General features: G+C 57.7%; 23 protein-coding genes. 8 read left to right on the top strand and 15 right to left on the bottom strand.

From position 1 onward, the window contains the following. Positions 1-12: 12 nt before the first annotated feature. From QDI87_RS07460 to QDI87_RS07435, 6 genes are all read right to left on the bottom strand, one after another. Positions 13-1,284, bottom strand: coding sequence for an oligosaccharide MFS transporter (locus QDI87_RS07460; RefSeq protein ID WP_036378151.1), 1,272 nt, complete (start codon positions 1,282-1,284; stop codon positions 13-15). A 41-nt stretch (positions 1,285-1,325) separates the two neighbouring features. Further along, on the bottom strand, positions 1,326-2,807 hold the full coding sequence (locus tag QDI87_RS07455) for a glycoside hydrolase family 32 protein (protein ID WP_036378149.1): 1,482 nt from the start codon (positions 2,805-2,807) through the stop codon (positions 1,326-1,328). Between the two features lie 318 nt (positions 2,808-3,125). Beyond that, positions 3,126-5,552 carry a DNA gyrase subunit A gene (gene gyrA, locus QDI87_RS07450; protein WP_036378147.1) on the bottom strand — a complete coding sequence of 809 codons (2,427 nt, stop codon included), beginning with the start codon at positions 5,550-5,552 and terminating at the stop codon, positions 3,126-3,128. Between the two features lie 126 nt (positions 5,553-5,678). Next, on the bottom strand, positions 5,679-6,587 hold the full coding sequence (locus tag QDI87_RS07445) for an exopolyphosphatase (protein WP_036378145.1): 909 nt from the start codon (positions 6,585-6,587) through the stop codon (positions 5,679-5,681). 35 nt (positions 6,588-6,622) lie between these two features. After that, entirely contained in the window at positions 6,623-7,621 is a 999-nt protein-coding gene (locus QDI87_RS07440; RefSeq protein ID WP_036378143.1) for a pyridoxal-phosphate dependent enzyme, read from the bottom strand. A gap of 457 nt (positions 7,622-8,078) precedes the next feature. Beyond that, complete coding sequence (locus QDI87_RS07435) at positions 8,079-9,365, bottom strand: TadE/TadG family type IV pilus assembly protein (protein WP_255240529.1); 1,287 nt, start codon at positions 9,363-9,365, stop codon at positions 8,079-8,081. A 518-nt stretch (positions 9,366-9,883) separates the two neighbouring features. Here QDI87_RS07435 and QDI87_RS07430 point away from each other — a divergent pair. The 3 genes from QDI87_RS07430 to QDI87_RS07420 all read left to right on the top strand — a co-directional run bounded on the left by QDI87_RS07430 (position 9,884) and on the right by QDI87_RS07420 (position 11,958). Continuing rightward, entirely contained in the window at positions 9,884-10,261 is a 378-nt protein-coding gene (locus QDI87_RS07430) for a hypothetical protein (RefSeq protein ID WP_036378622.1), read from the top strand. 385 nt (positions 10,262-10,646) lie between these two features. Next, positions 10,647-11,258 (top strand): NAD(P)-binding protein, encoded by a 612-nt coding sequence (locus QDI87_RS07425; RefSeq protein WP_051652304.1) that lies wholly within the window; start codon positions 10,647-10,649, stop codon positions 11,256-11,258. Positions 11,259-11,304: 46 nt separating this feature from the next. Next, complete coding sequence (locus tag QDI87_RS07420; RefSeq protein WP_036378621.1) at positions 11,305-11,958, top strand: prepilin peptidase; 654 nt, start codon at positions 11,305-11,307, stop codon at positions 11,956-11,958. Between the two features lie 428 nt (positions 11,959-12,386). Here the strand turns inward: QDI87_RS07420 and htpX are convergent, their stop codons facing one another. The 9 genes from htpX to dnaA form a co-directional block, all read right to left on the bottom strand. Next, positions 12,387-13,247 (bottom strand): zinc metalloprotease HtpX, encoded by an 861-nt coding sequence (htpX, locus tag QDI87_RS07415; protein WP_036378626.1) that lies wholly within the window; start codon positions 13,245-13,247, stop codon positions 12,387-12,389. Between the two features lie 48 nt (positions 13,248-13,295). Continuing rightward, positions 13,296-14,006, bottom strand: coding sequence for a YjbE family putative metal transport protein (locus tag QDI87_RS07410; RefSeq protein WP_341460089.1), 711 nt, complete (start codon positions 14,004-14,006; stop codon positions 13,296-13,298). Positions 14,007-14,259: 253 nt separating this feature from the next. Further along, entirely contained in the window at positions 14,260-16,326 is a 2,067-nt protein-coding gene (gene gyrB, locus QDI87_RS07405) for a DNA topoisomerase (ATP-hydrolyzing) subunit B (RefSeq protein ID WP_036378619.1), read from the bottom strand. A 26-nt stretch (positions 16,327-16,352) separates the two neighbouring features. Then, positions 16,353-16,619, bottom strand: a complete 267-nt coding sequence (remB, locus tag QDI87_RS07400; RefSeq protein WP_036378618.1) for an extracellular matrix regulator RemB — start codon at positions 16,617-16,619, stop codon at positions 16,353-16,355. Positions 16,620-16,625: 6 nt separating this feature from the next. Then, complete coding sequence (locus QDI87_RS07395; RefSeq protein WP_036378617.1) at positions 16,626-17,642, bottom strand: DUF721 domain-containing protein; 1,017 nt, start codon at positions 17,640-17,642, stop codon at positions 16,626-16,628. 47 nt (positions 17,643-17,689) lie between these two features. Beyond that, positions 17,690-18,787, bottom strand: a complete 1,098-nt coding sequence (gene recF, locus QDI87_RS07390) for a DNA replication/repair protein RecF (RefSeq protein ID WP_278742750.1) — start codon at positions 18,785-18,787, stop codon at positions 17,690-17,692. 7 nt (positions 18,788-18,794) lie between these two features. Further along, a complete protein-coding gene (locus QDI87_RS07385; RefSeq protein WP_081828485.1) occupies positions 18,795-19,031 on the bottom strand; it encodes an RNA-binding S4 domain-containing protein in 237 nt (78 codons plus the stop codon). A 48-nt stretch (positions 19,032-19,079) separates the two neighbouring features. Beyond that, positions 19,080-20,192 carry a DNA polymerase III subunit beta gene (dnaN, locus tag QDI87_RS07380; protein WP_036378614.1) on the bottom strand — a complete coding sequence of 371 codons (1,113 nt, stop codon included), beginning with the start codon at positions 20,190-20,192 and terminating at the stop codon, positions 19,080-19,082. A 267-nt stretch (positions 20,193-20,459) separates the two neighbouring features. Further along, positions 20,460-21,908 (bottom strand): chromosomal replication initiator protein DnaA, encoded by a 1,449-nt coding sequence (dnaA, locus tag QDI87_RS07375; RefSeq protein WP_055160485.1) that lies wholly within the window; start codon positions 21,906-21,908, stop codon positions 20,460-20,462. Between the two features lie 423 nt (positions 21,909-22,331). Here dnaA and rpmH point away from each other — a divergent pair, with 423 nt between their 5' ends. From rpmH to jag, 5 genes are all read left to right on the top strand, one after another. Then, positions 22,332-22,466 (top strand): 50S ribosomal protein L34, encoded by a 135-nt coding sequence (rpmH, locus tag QDI87_RS07370; RefSeq protein WP_005842699.1) that lies wholly within the window; start codon positions 22,332-22,334, stop codon positions 22,464-22,466. A gap of 79 nt (positions 22,467-22,545) precedes the next feature. Further along, positions 22,546-22,986: a ribonuclease P protein component gene (rnpA, locus tag QDI87_RS07365; RefSeq protein WP_082427673.1), complete on the top strand. Its 441-nt coding sequence runs from the start codon at positions 22,546-22,548 to the stop codon at positions 22,984-22,986. A 2-nt stretch (positions 22,987-22,988) separates the two neighbouring features. Beyond that, on the top strand, positions 22,989-23,198 hold the full coding sequence (yidD, locus tag QDI87_RS07360; protein WP_036378769.1) for a membrane protein insertion efficiency factor YidD: 210 nt from the start codon (positions 22,989-22,991) through the stop codon (positions 23,196-23,198). Between the two features lie 48 nt (positions 23,199-23,246). Continuing rightward, the gene (locus QDI87_RS07355) at positions 23,247-23,918 is read left to right on the top strand and encodes a YidC/Oxa1 family membrane protein insertase (protein WP_036378768.1); all 672 of its coding nucleotides are present in this window, start codon (positions 23,247-23,249) and stop codon (positions 23,916-23,918) included. 1 nt (position 23,919) lies between these two features. After that, positions 23,920-24,711, top strand: coding sequence for an RNA-binding cell elongation regulator Jag/EloR (gene jag / locus QDI87_RS07350; protein ID WP_055160482.1), 792 nt, complete (start codon positions 23,920-23,922; stop codon positions 24,709-24,711). The last annotated feature ends 111 nt before the right edge of the window (positions 24,712-24,822 follow it).

Below are 24,822 nucleotides of genomic sequence, written 5' to 3'. Positions count from 1 at the left end.
TATCTTCATGAATCAGTTCTCGAGCGGCTGACCTTCTACGTCCTGGTCATCCTTTTTCAGGATGAGGAACGCGTAGACCGTAGCGCAGAGGACGATGCCCGCGATGAGCAGGAACGTGTGCTGGTAGCCGATGCTGTCGCGCAGGCTGCCGAGCGGCACCGAGAAGATGATGCCGCCCACGGACGCCGCGATCTGGAAGCCGACCATGTAGAGCGTGGCGGATACGCGCGTATCGAAGTGAAGTGTGAAATAACGGAAGATTGCGAGAACAAAGAGCGCCGTTTCCGGTGCATGCAGCAGCTTGATGAGGGCGATGCCGAGCGGCGTGGAGGCGATGCCGCAACCGCTGATGCGGCAGACCATGATCAGGCAGCCGAGGAGCAGCGCGCGGCGCACGCCAATCTTGCGCATGAGAATCGGCACGAGGCTCATCATGATGAACTCGAGGAAGACCTGCACCGAGTTCAGGACACCGTAGGCCTGCTGGCCTTCCTCCGGCGTCGCGAAGAAGCGCGTGAAGAACTCAGGGAACATCTGCTGGTCGAAGACCGTGTAGAAGGTCCAGCTGAGGATGACGAAAATGATGATCTTCCAGAGGTCGAGGATGCCGAAGACGCTGATGATCTCCTTGAGCGATGGAGACTTCGCATCCTTATTGCGCTCCTCGCGGTTCTCATACTGCTGGACATTTGCCTCAGAGTTCTCCGGCTTCAGGAAGACCAAGATGGCCAGCAGCACTGCCGACACAGCTGAGCCCGTCCAAAAGACCAGGTACGGATTGATGGTGAACAGGAAGCCAGCCGTCAGGGCCGAGATTGCATAGCCGAGAGAGCCCCAGGCGCGCGCCTGTCCATACTCGAAGCGGTAGCGGCGGCTGAGCCTCTCCGTCACGGCCTCGAAGACCGGGCAGGCGGCGAGATAGGCCACCGAGAGGTAGACCGCGCCGACCATCGCGCCGACGTAGAAGTTGCTTTCGAGCATCGGCACATAGACCCAAGTGAAGAACGGTGCCAATAGCACCTGACAGCTGACCATGAAGATTAGCAGATTCTTCTTCACACCGAGCTTATCCTGCACAGAGCCGTAAACAAACATCAGGACAAGCGCCACGGCCGAGCCGAACGTGTAGATCGTGCCGACCTGCGCCCCCGTGAAGCCCTGCTTCGTCGTCAGCCAGATCTGGAAGAACGACCACCAGATGCCCCAGCCCGCGAAGAACAGCAGGATCTCAAGCGAACTCGTCCTGTAGAACGGATTCGAGAATGCCTTCAGTAGATTCCCCATGATTGATTCCCCTTCCCCAAAATAAGGTCCATACTCAGCGCTCAGGCGAAGATATCGTCGAGCTCGTAGAAGACGCCTTCTGTCATGCGCACCGTGCCTTCCTGCGGCTCGAGCACGATAACGCGCTCCGCCGTCTTCGGATAGAAGCGCGTGCTCATGACGATGTCGCCGTCATTGATGAAGAACTCCAGCGAGGAGCGGTCCTCGTAGACGCGCAGCGAGAGATGCCGTTCGCCTGCCGGCAGCTGCGCGTAGCGCTCTTCCTTACGGCCCGTCGCGGCCGACTTGCGCACGAGCGTCACAGCGCCGCTCTGCTTCTCGACCATCAGCGAGACGGTATCGTCAAAGCCCGCCGTGAAGTGGACGGCCAGGCCCTCGGCTTCCGTGAGGTCGAAGTCTGCACAGAACTCGCCCGTCTCGTACGACCAGTCCGTCAGCGGCGTCTCGTCCGTCATGACGAGCTCCGGAGCCGTGTGGGCCGCCTTGCGCAGCGCCGTGAGCTCCTTGGCGGGCGGCGTCACGAGCCTGTCCTTGCGGTAGTGCAGCTCGCGCGGCACCGTCATCTGGCACGACCAGCCGTCTGCCTGCTCCGGCATTGCGCTCTCCCACATCGCGAGCCAGCCAATCATCAGGCAGCGGCCGTCCGGCGTCTGCGTGACCTGCGGCGCGTAGAAATCGAAGCCGTGGTCGAGGATGTGGAACGCATCGTGGTAGAAGATGCCCGACTCGTAGTCCATCTTGCCGAGCATCGAGACAGACTGATGCAGGTTGAGGTAGCGCTTGCCTTCCGGCTTGACGCCCTGCGGCGAGAGAATCAGCGCCTCGTGGCCGTCGAACTCCGCGAAATTCGGGCACTCCCACATGAAGCCCTGATTGCCGTGCGCCTTGGCCATGACATGCTTGAACTGCCAGTCCTCAAGGTCTTCCGACTCAAAGACGAGCACCTGGCCCACCTCGTCGGCCGTCTGCGCGCCGACGACTGCGTAGTAGCGGCCGTTGTGCTGCCAGACCTTCGGATCGCGGAAGTGGTGATCCTCACCCGTCGAGACACCCTCCGGCAGCGTGATGACCGGATTCTTCTCCGACTTCTCGAAGTGGATGCCATCCGTGCTGACTGCGAGAGCCTGCGTCTCGATGCGGTCCGGCTGGCCCGGCTTCTTCAGGAGGTCAACGTGACCCGTGTAGAGGAGGTAGAGCTTGCCATCCTTCTCGATGCCGCTGCCCGTGAAGCAGCCATCTGCATCGTAGGGATGATCCGGAAAGAGCGCGACTGGCTGACGCTGCCAGTGCACGAGATCCTTGCTCGTCACATGTGCCCAGTGCATCGGCCCCCACTTCGGCTCATAGGGATAGTACTGATAGAATAGATGGTACTTGCCACCCGCATAGGCAAAGCCGTTCGGGTCATTGCACCAGCCGACACGCGGCGCAATGTGGAAGCGCGGGTACCAGCGCTTGTTGACCTTGGACTCATTGGCTGCGATGAATTCATCCGGCGTGAGTTGTTTCTGTTCGTTTGACATCACATTCACCTCATATATCTCGTATGTCTCGTGTATCTCATGTATCGAACCGCTTCGATAACCTTGCCTGAAAAATCGAAGCGCGTTTCTTCCGGCTTCACCGGATATCGAACCGCTTCGATGTCTTTATTATATCCATCTTCCCTATTCTTGTCAATCACTTTATCGTATTTATTTTTCTTGTCACTGTCATTTCATTTGTCTGAATATAGCACCGATTACAGGCGTACAGAAAAAAAAGCTATCCCCCGAGTAATCTTACTCGAAGGGATAGCCTTCTCTATACTTGATTCACTTACTGAGAATCCAGAGCCGCACTCAGTTCTTCTGGTCCATGACGGCCATCGAGGCGACGATGTCGTTCTCGCCGGTCGACATGAGCTTGACGCCCTGGGTGTTGCGGCTGATGACGGAGATGTCGGAGATGTTCGTGCGGATAACGATGCCCTCCGTCGTGATGAGCATGAGCTCCTGGTCTGGGTGGACGACGCGCAGTCCGATGACATCGCCCGTCTTCTCCGTGACCTTGAGGTTGATGAGCCCCTTGCCGCCGCGGTTCTGGGCGCGGTACTCGCTCGTCTCCGTGCGCTTGCCGTAGCCCTCGGCCGTGACCGTCAAAACCTCTGCGTTCGGCGAGAGCGTGTCCATGCCGATGACCTCATCACCGTCGTTGAGGCTGATGCCCTTGACACCGCGGGCCGCGCGGCCCATCGAGCGCACATCGTCCTCGCCGAAGACGATGGCCATGCCCCACTTCGTGCCGAGGATCATGTCGCGCTCGCCGTCCGTGAACTTGACGCCGATGAGCTCGTCATCGTCATCGAGGTTGATGGCGTTGAGGCCGCCCTTGTGCAGGTTCTTGAACTCGACGAGGCTCGTCTTCTTGACGATGCCCTTCTTCGTGGCCATGAAGAGGTAGGCGTCCGGATTGAAGCCCTTGACCTGGATGACCGCCGTGATCTTCTCGTCCTTCTCGAGCTGCAGCAGGTTGATGATGGCCGTGCCCTTCGCCGTGCGGCTCGCCTCTGCGATCTCGTACGCCTTGAGATGGTAGACGCGGCCGCGGTTCGTGAAGAACAGGATCGTGTGGTGCGTCGTCGTGATCAGGAGGTTCTCGACGAAATCCTTCTCCTTCGTCGGCATGCCCTTGACGCCCTTGCCGCCACGGTTCTGGCGGCGATAAGTATCGAGTGCCATGCGCTTGATGTAGTTGTTGTGCGTCAGCGTGATGACGACGTCTTCCTCCGCGATGAGGTCCTCGACGTCAATCTCGCTCGTGTCGACCGTCAGGCGCGTGCGGCGCGCATCGCCGAACTTCGCCTTGACTGCCTTGAGCTCGTCCTTGATGATGCCGAGGATGCGGCTCTCATCCGCGAGGATGGCCTTGTAGTCCTCGATGGCCTTCAAGACTTCCTGATACTCCTCCTCGATCTTCTCGCGCTCGAGGCCCGTCAGGCGCTGCAGGCGCAGGTCCAGGATGGCCTGAGCCTGTTTCTCCGAGAGCTTGAAGCCCGCGATGAGGGCAGCGCGCGCGATATCAGCCGTGCGGCTCTCGCGGATCGTCGTGATGACCGCATCGAGATGGTCGAGCGCGATCGTCAGGCCTTCCAAGATGTGAGCGCGCGCCTCAGCCTTCTTGAGGTCGTAGCGCGTGCGCCGCGTGATGACATCTTCCTGATGCGCGATGTAGTAGTGCAGCACTTCCTTGAGGTTGAGGATCTTCGGCTTGCCGTCGACGAGCGCCAGCATGATGACGCCGAAGCTGTCCTGCAGCTGCGTGTGCTTGTAGAGCTGGTTGAGGATGACATTCGCATTCGCGTCGCGGCGCAGGTCGATGACGATACGCATGCCGCCGCGGTCCGACTCATCGTTAAGCGCCGTGATGCCCTCAATCTGCTTGTCGCGCACGAGCTGCGCGATCTTCTCGACGAGGCGCGCCTTGTTGACCTGGTACGGCAGCTCCGTGACGATGATGCGCGGCTTGCCGTTCGACAGCGTCTCGATGCGGGCATTCGCGCGCATCTTGATGACGCCGCGGCCCGTCGTGTACGCCTGGCGGATGCCGTCCTGGCCGAGCACGAGACCAGCCGTCGGGAAATCCGGTCCCTTGATGACCTTCATGAGGTCGTCGATCGTCGCATCCGGGTGGTCAATGAGCATCAGCGTGCCGTCGATGACCTCGCACATGTTGTGCGGCGGGATGTTCGTCGCCATGCCGACCGCGATACCCGACGTGCCGTTGACGAGCAGCTGCGGGAACTTTGCCGGCAGCACCGTCGGCTCCTTCAGCGACTCATCGTAGTTCGGCGCAAAATCGACCGTCTCCTTGTCGATATCCTGCAGCATGAGCTCCGCGATCTTCGACATGCGGACCTCGGTGTAACGCATGGCAGCCGCCGGGTCGCCGTCGACCGAGCCGAAGTTGCCGTGGCCGTCCGCGAGCATGTAGCGCATGGAGAAATCCTGCGCCATGCGCACGATCGCATCGTAGACCGACGAATCACCGTGCGGATGATATTTACCGAGGACTTCACCGACGATACGGGCCGATTTCTTGTAGGGCTTGTTCGAGCCCATGCCCGCCTCCTGCATCGCGTAAAGGATGCGGCGGTGTACTGGTTTCAAGCCGTCCCGGACATCCGGCAGAGCACGCGCAACGATGACACTCATCGCATAGTCGATGTATGAGTTCTTCATCTCGTGTTCCAGGTTGACCGGCACGATCTTTCCCTGACCAAAATCCACAATCTCACCTCAAAATCTTAAAACAAAAAACAGTGTTTCTAGCAAAATCATTTAGCATTTTATTATACCATTTCTGCAAAAAAAAGTCCATCAGCCCCCATACTATAAGGGCTGACGGACTTCCCGTCACTGCTTGAGGACCTCCGAATAGATATAGCCCTCGCGCACGCCAGAATCGCTGTAGGTGATCTCCTTGCTGTGGAAGCGCTCGGCGAGGACCTCCGCGATGATGAGCCCCGGGATGACCGTGTGGATGCGGTCCGGCACCGTCTTCATCAGCATCGCCGTCATATCCTCGTTGATGCCGTGGTCACCCGAGAAGCGCGCGATGATCTCTGAGAGGCGGCGCGTCTCCATCTTCACATTCTCGACGGGCATCGCGTAGAGCGCATTGTAGAGCGCCGCCGCCCCCTTGAATGTGCCGCCGATGCCCGCGATCGACGCCTCGCGCACATCCGAGAAAGCTGTGGCCGACCCGATCGTCGCCTCCGCCTCCTCGCGCATCGCCTCGCACTCCGCATGTGTCGGCAGCATGCCGTGCACATACTTCGTTCGGAAGGCCAGAGAGCCGATCGGCAGGCTGATCTTCTGCTCGATCTTGCCCGAGCTGTACGAGACGATCTCCGTGCTCGCGCCGCCTATGTCGATGAGCAGGCCCGCGTCCTCGCTGAGGTCATGCGTCGCACCGATGAAGTCGTACGTCGCCTCCTCGTCCCCGGAGATCACGCGTATCGGAAGGCCCGTGCGCCGCTCGATCTCACCGACGGCCGCCGCGCTGTTCTTCGCATTGCGCAGCGCCGCCGTCGTGAACGCCACGACATGCGTGATGCCAAATGCGAGCAGGAAGGCCCGGAACTCCTTGAGGATCTCCACCGCCTTGTCGATGCCCTGCTTCTGCATAACGCCCTCCTTGAGGTACGCCGCCAGCCCGACCGTGTGCTTCTTCTTCATGAGCATCTCGACATGCGTGCCCTCGATGCGGTAAATCGCCATGCGGACCGTATTCGAGCCAATATCAATCATTCCATATAACATGATTCTCTCCAATCTCATCGACCGCGGTCACGGGCTCAGCGCTTCAGCCCATTGCCCGTCAGCGGGATGACGACCTTGTAGTTGTCCGGCTTGCCGTCCGCGAAGAACTGCTCCGCGCCCGCCAGCGCCGCCGCCGAAGTCATCTCGACGTAGACACCGTGGTGGCTCAGGTACTTCTGCGCCTTGAGGATGTCCTTGTCCAGCACCTTGACGACATCGCCGCCCGACGCCTTGATCGCCCGTACCATGTCCTTGAGACGCTTCGGCTGCGTGATGCGGATGGCCTCCGCGATCGTCGCGCGCTTCGGCTCAGCCGGTACCTCGTGGTACGCCTCGTAGAGCGGCGCGCACTTCGACGACTGCACCGCGACGAAGTGCGGCAGCCGCCCGATCTCCATGAAGCCGAGGAACAGCCCAAGGAGCATCGTGCCATTGCCGACCGGCATGAAGATGTAGTCCGGCACATGGTGGCCGAGCTGCTCGTAGAGCTCATGCGCCATCGACTTGATGCCCTCGAAGAACAGCGGGTTGTAGACATGCGACGCATAGTAGGCATCACCGAGATTCTGCTTGACTGCCGCGCACGCCCGCATGCGTCCATTGGCCACCTTCACGATCTTCGCGCCGTACGACTCAATCTGCTTCACCTGCTCCTGCGAGATGTCATCCGGCACGTAGACCGTACACTCCATGCCCGCAGCCGCCGCATACGCCGCGATTGCCGCGCCCGCATTGCCCGACGAGTCCAGCGCAATCTTCTTGATGCCGAGCTCGTGCAGCGCATTGACCATGCTGCACGCCCCGCGGTCCTTGAACGACCCCGTCGGCAGCAGGTGCTCCATCTTGAGCAGGAAGTCGAGCTTGCCGACCTGCAGCGGCAAAAGAGGCGTCACGAACTCCCCGAGCGAAATCGTATGCTTCGCCACCGCCTCATTGGCGTCCTTGTGCAGGCGGAACATGCCGCCGCAGTCACATTTGTACGAATGTGTGTTCAATGGGTATTCTTTTTTGCAGTCTTCACAGTAGAAGTACATGCCATCGCTTCCTTTCCGACAAAAGCCGCAGGCCCAGCCCGCAGCACCTTGCTATACTAAGAAAGATTCGCCACAAAGCCCCTATTCCCTCTTCCTCCTCTCAAAAAATCTCTCTCCCCTATTGAAAAGCGCCCCCATTTGTTGTAATATAGTCATGGGAGACCTACTACATCTAGTATGTGGTAGGTGGCAGAAGGTATAGAGGCGGCAAAAGCGGGAACGTTCGGTTGTTCCCGCTTTTGTATTGCGCGAAAGAAATTGTTTCTTGACAAATCGTCAAGAAGTACTTGTTTTCTTGACAATTTGTGATAGAATGAGATTGAAGGCGTGGATATGCAAGATAACGCCATTATCGCCAAAAGAAAAGGCACCTCCAAGGACGGTAACCCAGGAGGTGCCTTTTTGCATCCTTATTAAAAAGGATTTTAAAAATTCCGCACAGAAAAACAATGCCTGATTATTTAATTAACGACACCTTTTTCTCCCCGCTAGTTCCAGGTAATCCAGACTCTTCTTTAAAAAAATTATATCCAGTAATTGTCTGTCCCCCGGATGACATGTATAGTGTTTGTGCAACAATACCACCACGCACATGAGCTGCATTACCATTAATTGTAACAGTTCCTTCCGGAGCATAAATCATAGCATTAAGTGGGATATCATTAGGAACGGTAATACTTCCGTGCAATGATATAAGTACTAAATACTCATTATCTTTAGGTGGTGGAGAATGCTCAAAGCTAGCATTAATATTTCCACTTACAATTATCACTCTATAATACCTATTTTCAGGAGGTATTCCTCCTGCATCATCGATGCTTACTATTGTATCACCTTGAGGACATAAATCCGGATAAACTCCTGCATGCGATGAAGAAAAATTGTAATCTTTATTAGGTCTATCATCGTAATATACGTGTTCTTTTTCTCTATCTTTTATAGCCATATCACGATAATTATGAATCATTTTTTCAATTCCGTTATTAGAATCTATACTAATATCAGCGGTCCCATTATTTTTATTATAATCATGGATATCTGTAAATGTTTTTCCATCTGGCGTAGCAAAAGCTAATGGTTTGTTATCCCATGCTTTATTAGACCAAACTTGTTTATTTAATGGTACAGCAGAATAAATCTTTCCATCTAAAGTATTGACTCTATCATTCCAAAATAATATTGATCCATTAGTTAATATATTTCCTTTAACAGTCATTCCTGATGACACCATAAATATGCTAGGATTACCAGTTTCATAAGATTTATTAGCAACAGTTATTGCATAATTAAACATATCATCAGCAGGTAATGATTCTTTTTCCTTTGACACTTTAGCCTTTGCCGCAGCATATACTGGTATTGTATTGATATCAAATAACTTCAAGAATGACGCTTCTACGCTGCTCCGCAATGTTACATCCAATTCATCTTTCTGTTTATCTGTATGATAATTCAGCGTCTCGAACTTGTCTGGGAAGTCATCGCCTTTCTCATACGAATACTTGGTAAAATGTGGATCAAGATTCGTCTTCAGATATTGAAGGACAATATCATCGGCTTTACCGTCATCCAGATGGTATGCTCCAGCCAAGACAGCTGCATCCGCTGCATTCTGTAACTGCGAGCGGCGCACGTAGGCACTGCCAAAGTCAACAGCCATGCCCGTGAACGCGATGATAAAAGGCAGCAGAAAAGCCGTCAGTACCAGGATTGCCCCCTGCTGTCCGCTCCAATGTCTCTTCATGTCTGCGCCTTCTTTCCTAAAACCTATCGTTTTCTCTAGTATAGCAGTCCGCCCGCCCCGCCGCAACGAAAAAAGGATTGCCCGTCAAAGCAATCCTTCGTCCGCCCGCCCAAAGCCGCGCCATCACACGATTGTCTGCAGCAAGGATAGGTGAGCAGGGTCCTCGCACATGGGGAAGATACCGAATGTTCGAGGGAGATGAAGTTCATAGACTCGCCATTAGGCATCCTTAGCGCAATACCATGCTCTGTCTTGACGGCCCCTTTCATATGCCTTACAATGGTATCAAAGGCAGGCCACTACGATGGTCGCTACAATCAGTCATCTTGATGGCGACTCAACATGATCCAAAAGACCATCCGCTGCTGCAGCAGTAGGATGGTTTTTCATTTTGCCATGCGGCTCGCAGTTGGAGGGGTAGTATGCTAACAGAGTGCGCGTCATAACCCTGCGCAATGTCAATCAGACCGTGAAAGCACGCACCCTGAACGGCGCCGAAGCCTTAGAAGCCATGGACAATGGACTGGAGTTACGAGTATGAACGTCATTATTTCTTCCTGTCCCTCCCACTCGAGGGCGATGGCGCCCTTGAGACATTCCTGCTCAATGCCATGGAGCACGAGACAGGCAATATCTTCTTCTCTCAGCAATCGAAGCACTTCGTCAAAGAAATCATCGAGAAGAAAAAAAAACTCCCAGCAGAAGAATGCAATCCAAAATACTTGGCGAAACGAAGAGCACAGATCAAAGCTCCCTTAGCCGTATTCTTCGCCCTGGCATGGCCGGACCGAGCCTTCGCCGACGCAAAAGCATTGCTTCAGGCGATTCCCTGGGCAAAGTACGAGCGGATACAGATATCCTTCCGCGCCTTCGAGATCCTCAAAACAGAGCACTGAGAAAAGACTCTTCCACCGTTCCGCGCACCTATTCTCTTGACGGAAGGCGGCTGAGTTCTCACCATCCACGTCGTCTGCAATCCCCCAGCCTATTTAGATGGCAGCCAAAGTCCGACGGATGAGGTTCATGAGGTCCGTAATTCTTGTTTTGTATCCGATTTCGTTGTATGATGAAAGCAGAATTTGAGGTAGACATTGCTCTACCTCATTTTTCATTCTCCATCTAACCGATATAATCGTCGTGTTCTACCGTGGTACAAACGAGCTCGTGCTTAGTGTTCATCGCATGATGCTATTAAAAAATGACAACATCATGATAGCATACTATAATAGAACCATGAGAACAAAACGTTTTTGATAATCTAATCATAAAGGAGGATTCATATTGCCGCAAGCTATCATTATCGGCGCGGGGCCTGCGGGGCTGACGGCGGCTTATGCGCTGCTGAAGCAGACGGACATCCATCCGATTGTCCTCGAGCAGGAGGATTTTGTCGGGGGAATCGCCCGCACGATGATCCACCATGGCTGCCACATCGATGTCGGTGGCCATCGCTTCTTCTCGAAGGACCCGCGAGTCATGGCGCTCTGGAAGGAGCTGCTGCCCGTACAGGGCGCACCTTCGCTGGATGACCGTCGTCTGCATCGCGACTGCGAGCTGCAGCAGGGCGGCCCTGATCCAGCACAGACGGATCGCGTCATGCTGCTGCGCACGCGTCTCTCACGCATCCGCTATCTCCATCATTTCTTTGCCTATCCTGTATCGCTGAGTGCTGAAACGATACGCAATCTTGGGTTCGTGCAACTCTTCAAAGTCGGCATCAGCTATCTCTGCGCCTGCCTCCGCCCGCGCAAGGAGAAAAGCCTCGAAGACTTCATGGTCAACCGCTTCGGCGAGGAGCTCTACCGCATGTTCTTCCGCGACTTATACCATATCCGGAACAATCCAGCACAATTTGTTCTCGCAAATTTTGACCTTTTCTCTCGTTTTTGCTAGGATAGGGGCAGCATACTGCACTTTTTGTGAAAAGGGAGTGTTTCTGATGATATTTGTCGTGATGAAATGCCTGCTCTCGGTGCTGCTGGCGGTGGGCGGCGGTCTGCTCGGCAGTCGCTGGATTGCGGCGAGCTACCGCAGGGCAAAGGACACAGAGGGACTGCTGAGCTTCCCGGACCGCATCGAGGAGCAGGAGAAAAAGCGGCCCGCCCGCTTTGCGGTCTGCATCGGGTTCTTGTTCTGCTTCACGATGCTCGAGCTGCCGTACGTGCATCTGGCAAAGCTCGTGTTCCTGATGATCTTCCAGTACTTCATGGTGCTCTACACGTGGACGGACCTCGAACAGCGCGTGATCTTTGACCGCATGCTCATACCGTTTGCGGTCATTGGACTCATCTCGGTCCCGCTGCTCGACCGCGTGCTGACGGACCACCTGATGGCGGCAGCTGTGGGCGGCATCGTGTTCCTCGTGCTGGCGGTGCTGACAAAGGGCGGCATCGGCGGCGGGGATATCAAGCTCGTCGCGGCGCTCGGACTCTGGCTCGGATCGGATATGCTCATGACGGTCGTCATCGCGGGCATCGTGCTCGGGGGAATGGCGGCGTTGATCCTCTTGGCGACGGGGAAGCGCAAGAAGGGAGACTTCTTCGCCTACGGGCCTTACTTCACGATCAGCGCGCTGCTGTTTACGCTGCTTTGAGGTACGTTTGGCAAGGGGGCCGGGGGATGTATTTCGGCTTCGTCACTCCGCTGAATGAGCCCTATGGCGCACTTTGCCGTTGAGGCGGGTTCGCCGCCTGCCGCGGCGTTCTGACATCGTGTGGCTAGGCGGATGAGCAGCAGAACTCAGCCCTGCGGGCAATCGCTGCGCTCCTGCAGGCGAAATACATCCCCCGGCCCTAAGGTACGTCTGTGTGACATCGTGGCATCTAGGGTGGGGATGCTGCAATGCGAGAAGGCGAGAGGATGGAGGCGTTGTTCGTAGGTTGACATGGTGGCGTTGTTGAGGGGCTTGTGTTAGCTCAGCCCTGCGGGCTATTGCCTAGTGGGGTTTTGATTACCATAGCTGAAATGCAAAACGAGGTACCGTTACGGTACCTCGTTTTTTATACTCGATATTCGATTCAATCAGTAGACGCGCATTTCTCTGGCCTGTTCGCGCAGGCGAGCGATGCGGTCGGCGGTATCGGGGTGGGTGCTGAAGAGTTTGGTCAGGGCTTTGCCGGTGCCCTCAAAGGGGTTGACGATGTACATGTTGGCTGTGGCCGGCTTGGCGTCGGGCAGGGTCTCGGGGGAGTGGGTGACGTAGTACTCGATCTTCTCGAGGCCGTCGGCGAGGTAGTTGGGGTTGCCGCAGATCTCGCCGCCGTCGTGGTCGGCTTCGTACTCGCGGGAGCGGGAGATGGCCATCTGGATGAGCATGGCGGCGATTGGGGCGAGGATCATCATGGCGATGGCGGCAATCGGGTTGACGCCGTCGTCATCGTCGCTGGAGCCGCCGAAGAACATGAAGAACTGGGCGGCGTAGGAGATGACGGTGGCCATCATGGAGGCGATGGTGGAGGTCAGGATGTCGCGGTTCTTGACGTGGGCGAGCTCGTGGGCGAGGACGCCGGAGATCTCGTTGTAGTCGAGGACGCGCATGATGCCGGTGGTGACGGCGACGGCAGCGTGCTCGGGGTTGCGGCCGGTGGCGAAGGCATTCGGCTCATCGGCGTCGATGATGCAGACGCGCGGCATGGGGAGGCCGGCGCGGCTCGCGAGTTTCTCGACGAGGTCGTAGAGCTGCGGGGCCTGTTCGCGGGTGACTTCCTGGGCGCCGCTCCAGCGCAGGACGAGTGAGTCACTGCACCAGTAGCTGTAGATGTTCATGGCGATGGAGAAGAAGAGCATGACGGTGAGGCCGGTGCGGCCGCCGACGAGCCCGCCGATGAGCATCATGATGACGGCCATGAGGACCATTAGCATCACGGTCTTGATATTGTTCATATTCATGATAATCCCTCCTAGGATATATCTCGTTTATTTATTGCTTGATTAACTCTGCTGCTCGCGGCGGCGGTTGATGGCGTAGCCGATGAGCAAGACGGCGATGACGAAGATGACTTTGAGCTCGAGGGCGTAGGGGGCGAGGTAGATGCCGAGCGCCTTGTCCTCGGTCATCAGCTCGGCGGCTGTCATGCCGAGGATGCCGGCACCGAGGTAGATCAGGGCGGGGACCTTGAGCATGATCATCAGGAAGATCTGGGCGCCGAACAGGACGATTGGGATAGAGATCATGAGGCCGCAGATGATGAGGCTCCACTTGCCCTCCGGCACCGTGTTGGCGACGCCGGCGAGCGAGAGGATGTTGTCGATGCTCATGATGAAGTCGGCCACCAGTATCGTGCGCACGGCCTGGCCAAAGGTCGTCGGGTGGCTGCCGCCGTCCTCGACGCGCCCGTCGCTGTGATCGGTGACGAGCTTGATGGCGATGAAGATGAGGGCAGCGCCGCCGATGAACTCGATGTACGGCGAGGCGAGCAGCCCTGTCGCGAAGAGCGTGCAGACGATGCGCACGAAGACGGCGCCGAGGCCGCCGACGATGATGGCCTTGCGGCGCATCTCATGTGGCAGGTTCTTGCAGGCCAGGGCGATGAGGATGGCGTTGTCGCCGGAGAGCAGCAGGTCGAGCAGCAAGATGCCCGAGAGCGCTGCGAGCCATTCCGGCGAGAACATCCCCGCAAAGAAATTTTCCAATCGATTCACTCCCCTAAGATGATTCCCGATTCTTACAGGCTTTCCCTGTAGATTTCTACAGCGTATACGAAAAACCCTGCCCTATGCGCCGCCAAAATAGCGGTGTATAGAGCAGGGTCTTGCTTGCTTGCGCCGGCCGCACCGGGATTGCTCCGTCCTGACGATGGTGGCCGTTCAGCTACTCCCCCTGTTGGAAGTACTCGTATATCGTATGCTCAATATAGCATATTTCGTCGTGTTTGACAAGAGAAACGTCAAAAAATCAGATATCGAGGTTGCGCACGAGCTTGGCGTTCTCTTCGATGAACTGGCGGCGCGGCTCGACCTTGTCGCCCATGAGGATGGTGAAGAGCTCGTCGGCTTCTTCGGCGTCCTCCATCTCGACGCGCAGCATCGTGCGGCCCTCCGGGTCCATCGTCGTCTCCCAGAGCTGCTCTGGGTTCATCTCGCCGAGGCCTTTGTAGCGCTGGACGGTCACGCCGTCGCGGCCGACTTCGTCGAGCTTTCTGGCGAGCTCGTCGTCGCTGTAGGTGTACCAGTGCTTCTTGCCCTTGCGGATCTGGTAGAGTGGCGGCTGGGCGATGTAGACGTGGCCGTGCTCAATCAGCGGCTTCATGTAGCGGTAGAGGAACGTGAGGAGCAGCGTGCGGATGTGGGCGCCGTCGACATCCGCATCAGTCATGATGATGATCTTGCCGTAACGGCGCTTCGAGAGGTCGAAGTCCTCGCTGATGCCCGTGCCGAAGGCCGTGATCATCGTGCGGATCTCGGCATTGGCGAAGATCTTGTCGAGACGTGCCTTCTCGACGTTGAGGATCTTGCCGCGCAGCGGCAGGATGGCCTGGAAGCGGCGGTCGCGGCCCTGCTTGGCGGAGCCGCCTGCGGAATCACCCTCGACGAGGTAGATCTCGGCCTGCTCCGGATCTTTGACGGAGCAGTCGGCGAGCTTGCCCGGCAGGCTCGACACCTCGAGGGCGTTCTTGCGGCGCGTGAGCTCGCGTGCCTTGCGGGCGGCTTCGCGCGCACGGGAGGCCATGATGGCCTTCTCGATGATGCGCTTCGTGATGGCCGGGTTCTCGTCGAAGTACTCGGAGAGGCCCTCCGTGACGATAGAGTCGACGATGCCGCGGACCTCCGAGTTGCCGAGCTTCGTCTTCGTCTGTCCCTCGAACTGCGGCTCGCGGATCTTGAGGCTGATGACGCAGGTCAGTCCCTCGCGCACATCGTCGCCCGAGAGGTTGGAGTCCTTGTCCTTGAGGATGCCCTGCTTGCGCGCGAAGTCATTGGCTGCGCGCGTCAGCGCGAGCTTGAAGCCGGCGAGGTGCGTGCCGCCCTCTTCCGTGTTGATGTTGTTGACGAAGGAGTAGATATTCTCCTGGTAACTGTCGTTGTACTGCATGGCGATCTCGACGACAGTCGCGTCCTTGACGCCGTTGAAGTAGATGGGCTCGGGGTTCAGCACTTCTTTCTTGCGGTTGAGGTGCTCGACGAACGAGCTGATGCCACCCTCAAAGTGGAACGACTCACTGCGGACAGGCTCGACGCGCTCGTCGTGCAGGCCAATGGTGATGCCGTGGTTGAGGAAGGAGAGCTCGCGCAGGCGATGGCGCAGCGTCTCGTAGCTGTACGTCGTGACCGAGAAGATCTCCGGGTCCGGCACGAAGTGGACGCGCGTCCCCGTCTCTGCCGTCGTGCCGACGACTGTCAGCGGCTTCGTCGTCACGCCGCGCTCAAAGGCGATCTCGTAGATCTTGCCGTCGCGCTTGACCTGGACTTCCATGCTCGTCGACAGGGCGTTGACGACGGAAACGCCGACGCCGTGCAGGCCGCCCGAGACCTTGTAGCCGTCGCCGCCGAACTTGCCGCCCGCGTGCAGGACGGTCAGGACGACCTCGACGGCCGGCTTGCCGCTCTCGTGCATGTCGACCGGGATGCCGCGGCCGTTGTCGACGACCGTGATGCTGTTGTCCTTGTGGATCGTCACGTCGATGTGGTCGCAGTAGCCGGCGAGCGCCTCATCGATGGAGTTGTCGACGACCTCGTAGACGAGATGGTGCAGACCGCGCTCGCTCGTGCTGCCGATGTACATGCCCGGGCGCATGCGGACGGCCTCGAGCCCCTCGAGGATCTGGATCTGCTCGGCGCCGTAGTCGGCCTCGACAGCCGTGACTTCGGCGCTCGACTCATCCGTGTGGATCTCGACGCCCGTCGTGTCGAGGTCCTTATCCGTGAGGTCCTCGGCCTCCTGCTGCGGCGCAGGAGCAGCCTCCGGCTGGTCATCCGGCGTCAAAGTCAGGTCGATGGATTTCTTATCGTTATCGTTTGCCATAAAAACTCTTTGCTCCCTTTTAGTCGTTACTTACCCATATCGTAAATCGCGCGCGTGCGGTTCTTGAGGGCGAGTGTGGAGATGCCGGACAGGTAGATCCTGTCCTTCGTGATGACGATGGACTTGACGAGGTCCATCGAAGCCGTCGTCCGCCACACCTTCCCCTCGGCTTTGCACCGCGCGAAGTAGCGCTTGTTGTCTGGATTATCCTTGACGAAGAATCCCACGTAGTCGTAGATCGCGATGATGTCGCGCGTGCGCACGGAGACATCATTGCCGAGATGCAGGAACATGCTGCCTCATCCTTTCTCTTCGCTTGCACCGCTGCTCTTGGGGTGGCCTTCCTGATGGCCCTTGCCGTACTGGCGCTTCGCGGCGCGGCGCAGCGGAATGGCCTCGTAGCGCTTCGGCGGCGTGTAGCCGGGCGGCCAGTACATGCTGAAGCGCAGCTCGTAGAGGGCCCGCTTAACAGCCTCGTCGGTCAGCTTGTCGGGCGGCAGGCAGCGGTAGAGCATGACGAGTGTCTTGGCCTCCATGCTCGTGCGGTCGTTGGCCGCGACCTTCGAGGCCATGAGCTGGACGAGGGCGGCGCGCTGCTCGTTGAGGAGCTGCGGCGTGCACTCAGGCACGTACTCGCAGACCTCCTTGCAGCGCGCCCACGGGATGTCCCGCAGGACGGCGCGAACCCGCGCGCGTATATCTTCCCCTGCCTGCCTGCGGCAATGGCTGCAGGCGGCGGCCTGAGGCGGTCTGAGGCGGCCGCAGGTGGGACAGGGCTTCCAGCCGCGCGCGAGGCGCAGCTTGTCGAGCTGGCGGTCTTTGCGGTAGAGCTGCCGGACCTTGAGGGCGATGTCCTCGTCCTCTGTGCCCGAGCCGATCTTCTCGGCGGCCGCTAGGTCGTCCGGCGTGAGCACCATCTTGGCCCGCTCGCGGCCGACATTGACCTCTGGCACTTCCTTCTCTGCCCTTTCCTCGTCGGCCCGCTGCGGAGCCCAGTCTTCCTCGCGCCAGGAGCGGCTGAACCGGATTTCCTTGACCATCTCGCCGCCCGCGTAGTTGTTGACCTGCTGGATGATGCGCGGCATCTGGTAGCGCGTCTCGTTGCTCCAGGCGGCATTGCGGCAGTAGACGTAGAGTGAGCCGCGCTCGATGCGCACGGCCTTGACGTTCTCTGCGTATGCCTCGCCGACAATGTCGGCCCAGTGCCAGAGCACCCAGTGCTGATAGAACTCGCGCTCCTGCTTTGAGCCGAGCTCGTGCAGGGCCTTCGGGATGATGCTGACCACCTTCTCGAGGCCCGGTGTGCGCTTCGCCATGCTGCCACCTCCGTCTTGTCTCCTGACTCCAACATCCTGTCAAATCGTCAAGTCGATATCTGACCGCTGCGGACATGGTAGTACTGCCCCATGCCCTCTGCCGGGAAATAGGCGGCATCCGTCGCCGTGATGAGCGTCTGGATGCGCTCGCGCCGGATGAAGTGCAGGAGCTGCTGGCGCCGCTTGACGTCGAGCTCGCTCATGACATCGTCGAGCAGCAGGATGGGGTACTCGCCCGTCTCGGAGCGCAGGAACTCGAGCTCGGCGAGCTTCAGCGAGAGCACGCCGGTGCGCTGCTGTCCCTGCGAGCCGAAGGTGCGCAGGTTGATGCCGTTGACCGTCATCACGATGTCATCGTGATGGGGACCGTAGCTCGTCGAACCGCGCAGGATGTCCGTCTCCTGCGATTTCCTCAGCATTTCATTATACCATGAAGCAAAGGGCTTTGTCATGTCCTCGCCGCCGTGTATCTCGTAGCTGACGGTCAGGTTCTCCTGATCGCTCGAGATGCGGCGCTGCATGAGATTTGCGAGCATATTGAGCTTGCGCACGGCCTCGAGGCGCTTGCGGACAATCTTCTCGGCGCTCGTGACGAGCTGCTCATCCCAGAGCGGCAGCATCGAGGTGTCGGCGCGGCGCTCGCGGATACGCTTGAGGAGCGTGTTGCGCTGGCTGATGATGCGGTTGAACTCGATGAGCTCGTGGTAGTAGGCAGGGCTCGCCTGCGAGATCTCGCCGTCTAAAAAGCGCCGGCGTCCGGCCGGCGCTCCCTTGATGAGGAACAGATCCTCTGGCGAGAACAGTACAGTGTTGATGCTGCCGATGAGCTCCTTGAGGCGGATGGGATGGCCGTTCAGGAGGATGCGGCGGCGCTTCGCCCGGCTGAATTGGAACTCGAGGTGATTGGCCACACCGCGCCGGTCGAAGTCGAGGATGATGCAGCCCTCGGCAGCATCCCAGCGGATGAGCTCGGCATCGAGATGGGTCCGGTGCGAATGGCCGAGCGAGGCATAGTAGATGGCCTCGATGACATTCGTCTTCCCCTGGGCATTCGGCCCGAGAAAGATGTTGATGCCCGGCTGCAAGGCGAGCTCGAGCTTATAATAGTTCCGATAATTTCTCAGCTTTAAAGAACGAACATGCATTCCTATTTCAGCCTTTCTCGTGAACCTCATGGACGACTTTCCAGGCGCCGAGTCCTTCGACCTCTACGACATCGCCATCGTGGAGCTTGCGGCGGCGCGCCGACTCGACTTCGCCGTTGCGCTTGATGCGGCGCTCTGCGATCAGAGCCTTCGTCTCGCCGCAGGATGCAAGCACGCCAGCCCACTTGAGGAACTGGTCGAGCTGGATCTCTTCGGTGTCGATCTTGACTTCTTCGATGTTCATATGTATCTCCTTTATGCAATCCTCCTGCGCTCAGCGCAGGAGTCTAAGTCAGTGATTTGTCCTTACCGGCGTCACGATGTAGACAAAGCTGTCGTCGTCCTCTTCCTGGATGGAAGCAGGGGAGAGAGGCTGGTTGAGGCCGATGCGGCATGTCTTGCTGTCGATGTTCTTGAGGACGTCGATGATGTACTGCGCGTTGAAGGCGATGGCGATGTCCGGGCCGTCGATCTCAGCGGGGATGTACTCCTCGGCGTTGCCGATCTCCGGGTTGTTCGAGGTGATGTGGATCTGGTCGCCGGCAAACTCGAGCTTGATGGTGTTGTAGACACCGGCTCTCGCGATAAGGGAGATGCGGTCGACAGCAGCGGCGAAAGAAGCGGTGTCCGTCTTGACGTGCGTCGCGAACTCTGGCGGGATGACGCCGCGGTAGTTCGGGAACTGGCCCTCGATGAGGCGCGAGGTCATGTAGAGATTGTCGAACGAGAAGCTGATCTGGTTGTAGGAGCAGGAGATCTTGACATCTGTTGGGATGTCTGAGGACATGTTGTGCAGGAGTTCCTGCAGGATGCGCGAGGGGATGATGACCTTGATATTGCCGATGCTCTGGTCAAATGTCTCGGACTTGACAGAGAGGCGATGTGTGTTCGTGGCGGCCATCGTGACCTTGTTTTCGGTGACCTCTAAGGAACAGCCCGTGAAGACAGGTCTTGCTTCATCGTTACTGCAGGCGAAAACGGTCTTCTTGATGAGGTCGCGCAGGATATTGTCCTTGATGGCAAAATCGAGATTTCCCTTGAGTGGTTGGATGGTCGGGAACTCGGCTGCGTTCATGGATAGCAGCGTGAACTTGGCCATGGCGGACTCGATGTGGACGATCTTTTCATCGGCTGCGCATGCGAGTTTGACGTTTTCTCCAGGTAGTTTGCGGACAACTTCCTGGAAATAACGGCCACCCACGGTCAGCTCGCCTGCTTCCTCGATCTCTGCTTCGATGTGTGCGACGAGTCCAATCTCATAATTTGTGGCCTGGAGTTCTAAGGTCGTGCCTTCGGCTCTCAGGTAAATGCCAGAGAGGATGGGGGTCTGCGGTTTGCTGGCTACGGCGCGAGCGACGATCTGCAGGGCATTGGTGAGCTCGTTCTTATTGCATGTGATTTTCATACTTTGGGGCCTTCTCTCTTTTTTTTATGATATAACTAAAATATTTATATAAATAGCCGACGTAGTAGTAGGCCATGTGGAAAAGTGGATAAGTCGCCTGAGGCTTTGCAGGAGCGCACAGTTGGCTGTGGGTAACTTGTTCATAACAATAGGGGAGGTTATCCACAGTATCCACGGTGATAATCTCCCCTATCGGTTATCCACAATCCATCGACAGGAAATCCAGAGGCTTCTCCACAGGGTTATCCACGGCAACCTGTGGGGCATTTACATCTTCTGGATGCTCTCGATGAGGTCTTTGATGATCTTATGAAGCTTGGCGTTTTCCTCGCGCTCTTTGGCGATCTTGTCGTAGGCGTGCAGGACCGTCGTGTGGTCGCGCCCGCCGAAGAAATTGCCGATCTGCGGCAGCGAGGTGTCGGTGAGCTCGCGGCAGAGGTACATGGCAATCTGGCGCGGGAAGGCGATGCTGCGCGTGCGTTTCTTGGAATGGAGGTCCTCGATGCGGATCTTGAAGTAGGTGGCGACAATCTCCTGGATGACTTCGAGCGTGACCTCTTTCTTATGGTTGTTCGGGAAGACGTCCTTGAGGGCCTCGGCGACGACATCTGTCGTGACGGGCTTCTTGATGAGGGAAGCGTAGGCGACGACGCGCGTCAGGGCGCCCTCGAGTTCACGGATGTTGCTGTCGATGCGGTTGGCGATGAACATCAGGACATCGTTCGGCACGTCGACGTGGTCGAGCAGCGCCTTGTTCTTGAGGATGGCGATGCGCGTCTCGAGATCAGGCGCCTGGATGTCGGTGATCAGGCCGCCCTCGAAGCGCGAGCGCAGGCGGTCTTCGAGCTTCTGGACTTCGCGCGGCGGGCGGTCGGACGACAGGATGATCTGCTTGTCGGCGACGTGCAGCGCGTTGAAGGTGTTGAAGAATTCTTCCTGCGTGCTTTGCTTGCCGGAAAGGAACTGGATATCGTCGACCATCAGGACGTCGATCGTCCGGTATTTCTGGCGGAAGAGCTCGGCCTTGCCCTCCTGGATGGCGCGGATGATCTCGTTGGTGAACTGCTCACTCGAGACGTAGAGCACGCGCATCTCGGGGTGGTTCTGCAGCACGCGGTTGCCGATGGCGTGCATGAGATGTGTCTTGCCGAGGCCGACGCCGCCGTACATGAAGAACGGGTTGTAGACCTTGCCTGGCGATTCGGCAACGGCCATGGCGGCCGCATGGGCAAAGCGGTTCGAGCTGCCTGTCACGAACGTCTCGAAGGTGTACTTCGGGTTCAGCGACGAGCGGTCGCCCGGCGCGACGATGTGCATGTCGCCGTTATCGACAGGGGCGGGCGGCTGGTCCTGGAAGAGGCTTCCCTGATTGGGGTCTTCTTTCTTGCGGCTGCTGCTGTGACTGGCGGCCGTCTCTTCTTCTCCAGCTGTCTCCTTCTTGGCTGGCTCCACTTCAGGCTGTGCTTCGGGCACGACCTGGAAGCTCACCTTGTGCTTGCTGCCCAGTACGGCGCTGACCGCGTCCTCGACGATCGTGAGGTAGTGGCTGGTGATCCAGTCCTTGACGAGGTCGTTCTGGACGCTCAGGACAAATCCGTCGTCGGTCAGGGAGAGCGGCTTGACCGACTTGAACCACTTGAAGGCTGACTCGGCGAGAGTTTCCTTCATCTTGGTGAGGATCTGCTCCCAGACAGCCTGCAGCTGTGTCTGCTCCATGAAAAAAATCCTTTCCTGCTATTAGAATATGTAGAAACTTTTTCCACAGGTGCATAACGTTATCCACATTTTTATCCACAGCTGTGGATAAGTATAGTCGTTCCTTGGGATAGAGGCGGGAAATGTGGATGATATCTTACAGTATCTTATGTTTACGAGCCTTGCCTCGCAGGGCACCAATGGGGTTTTCCGCACAATAATCAACAATATCTTATCAAAACTAGCGTGACTTATCAACAGTTTTTCTGTGTGCAAGTGGCCATAAGCCTGAAAATATCCACAGTCTGACGGGAAAAAGACAAGGGAAAATCCTTGACAGGCCGCGAGTCGGTAGTCTATAATTTGACGTAGTTAAAATCTGATACTATGCTTCTATACAGCCAATTAGTCTCAGACACAAATCCAGAAGGAGGTGTTACACACATGAAACAGACTTTCCAGCCGAACAACCATTGGAGAAAGAAGACCCATGGCTTCCGTGAGCGCATGAAGACGAAGGGCGGCCGTCTCGTTCTGAAGAGAAGACGCCAGCGCGGTAGAAAGAAGCTTTCGGCATAAATCGGATGAGGTCACTTCGGTGGCCTTTTTTGCTTATCTTTTACCGTTTTACTACTGATTGGATTTTGGGGAAATGCGAATGCTTACCTTACCGAGAAGACGGATCATCAAGCGCCGCAGTGATTTCCAACGTGTCTACCGCAGTGGCCGTTCCTTTGCGAACCGCTACTTCGTGCTGTACGTATTCCCGTCGGACGGGGTGCGCGGGCGCGTCGGCTTTGCCGCCGGCAAGAAGCTCGGCTGTGCTGTCACGCGCAACCGCGTCAAGCGCCTGCTGCGCGAGACGTACCGGCTGAACCAGGACCGTGTCCGCGAGGATGCGGCTCTCTTGCTCGTCGGCCGCAAGCCCATCGTCGATGTCAAGTGTCCTGTTGTCGAGCGGGCTTTCCTGCAGCTCGGCCAGCAGGCGGGCATCTTCAAGGGCTCGAAGAAGGACCTGCGCGCCTTTCACGGGCCGAGGCATGCGGCGCCCCGCAAGGCGTCGTCTGGGAAATCGACTGCAAGGCAAAAGAGGTCCTGAGCTTGAAGACACTGTTTCTTCTGTTGGTGCGGTTCTATCGCGGATTCATTTCGCCGATGTTCCCGCCTTCCTGCCGCTATGTCCCGACGTGTTCTGAATACGCGCTCGAGGCCATCGAGCGTTACGGAGCCCGGCGTGGGGGCTGGCTGGCCCTCAAGCGCATCCTGCGCTGCCACCCGTTCCACAAGGGCGGCTATGATCCCGTGCCGTGAGGCCGGGCGTATGTGATACTGTTATTTTTGTGAAGATTAGGATGTGATATATTGGGTTTCTTTGGAACGATATTCGAACCGATCGAGAATCTCCTGCACGTTGTGCTGCAGGCACTCTATAATGTGACGGACCTTGCAGGCTTCGGCAGTTACGGCGTGGCCATCATCCTGCTGACGATCCTCATCAAGATGCTGCTCTACCCGCTGACGGTCAAGCAGGTCAAGTCGATGAAGGCCATGCAGGAGCTCTCTCCGAAGATGAAGAAGATCCAGGAGAAGTACAAGGACAATCCGCAGGTCATGCAGCAGAAGGTCGGCGCGCTCTACAAGGAGGCCGGCGTCAACCCGCTGGCTGGCTGCCTGCCGCTGCTCATCCAGATGCCGATCCTCATGGGCATGTACTACGCGCTCTACAATTTCACGTATCCGACGCCGGAGTCGGCTGCCTTCCTCTGGCTGCCGAACATGTCGGATCCTGATCCGTACTACATCCTGCCGGTCCTCTCGGCTCTGACGACGTTCCTGCAGCAGAAGCAGACGACGACGGAGATGAACCAGCAGATGAAGATCATGATGACGGTCATGCCGCTCTTCATCGGTTGGATCAGCTTGAACTTCCCGTCCGGTCTCGTTCTCTACTGGGTCACGATGAACATCGTCCAGATCACGCAGCAGTGGTGGATGTACCGCAACGACGACAAGAAAAAGGAGGCTGCCTGATATGGCAGAAACCATGGAATGGACCGGCCGGACGGTCGAGGCGGCGCTTGACGCGGCTGCCTCGGACCTCGGCTGTGCGCCCGCGAGCCTGGAGTACACAGTGCTCGAGCAGCCTTCGCGCGGCTTCCTCGGCCTGATCGGCCGCAGGGATGCGCGCATCCGCGTCCGTGAGATCGATACGAGCGCATCGGCAGACCTCGACGCAAAGGACCCCTCTGCCGATATGGCAGAGCTGGAGACGCGCCTCGGAGAAGAAGCCGACGAGACGGTCACGGCTGCCAAGCCGGGTGCCTCGCTCGCGGAGCAGGAAGTGCGTGCGCGCAAGTTCCTTGAGGACGTCTTCGCGGCGATGAAGATCGAGGTCGAGCTGCAGCGCTCGGAGACGGAGGAGGGTGTTCTCTTCCAGATTGAGGGCGAGAGTCTCGGCATCCTCATCGGCAAGCATGGCCAGACGCTCGATGCATTGCAGTACCTGACGAATCTCGCGGCCAACCGCGGTGTTTCGGGCGAGCGCCTGCACGTGCTCCTCGATATCGAGGGGTACCGTGCCCGCCGCGAGGAGACGCTCACGCGCCTCGCGGGCCATCTGGCAGAGAAGGCCTGCCGCATCGGCCAGGAGATCCACCTCGAGCCGATGAACCGCCATGAGCGCAAGATCATCCACATGGCGCTGCAGGACAGCCGCAAGGTATCGACGTACAGCGCCGGCGATGAGCCGCGCCGCTACGTCGTCATCGTGCCGCGTCGCCGCCGTCGGGCGGAAGGCAGCCAGCGCGGCCGGGAAAACGAGTAAGACTGATTCGTTTCCCGGAGGCAGACAGCAAGATAAGAGAGCTGTGAAAGGGCTTTCTCCTTCTGGGAGTAGGCCCTTTTTGATGTATTTGACGGAGTTTTTGACAAGGAT

It is taken from the genome of Mitsuokella jalaludinii (assembly GCF_928722185.1).
GTDB lineage: Bacteria > Bacillota > Negativicutes > Selenomonadales > Selenomonadaceae > Mitsuokella > Mitsuokella jalaludinii.
Note: the sequence above shows the minus strand (reverse complement) of the source record. Positions and strands in the feature narration are given on the sequence as shown.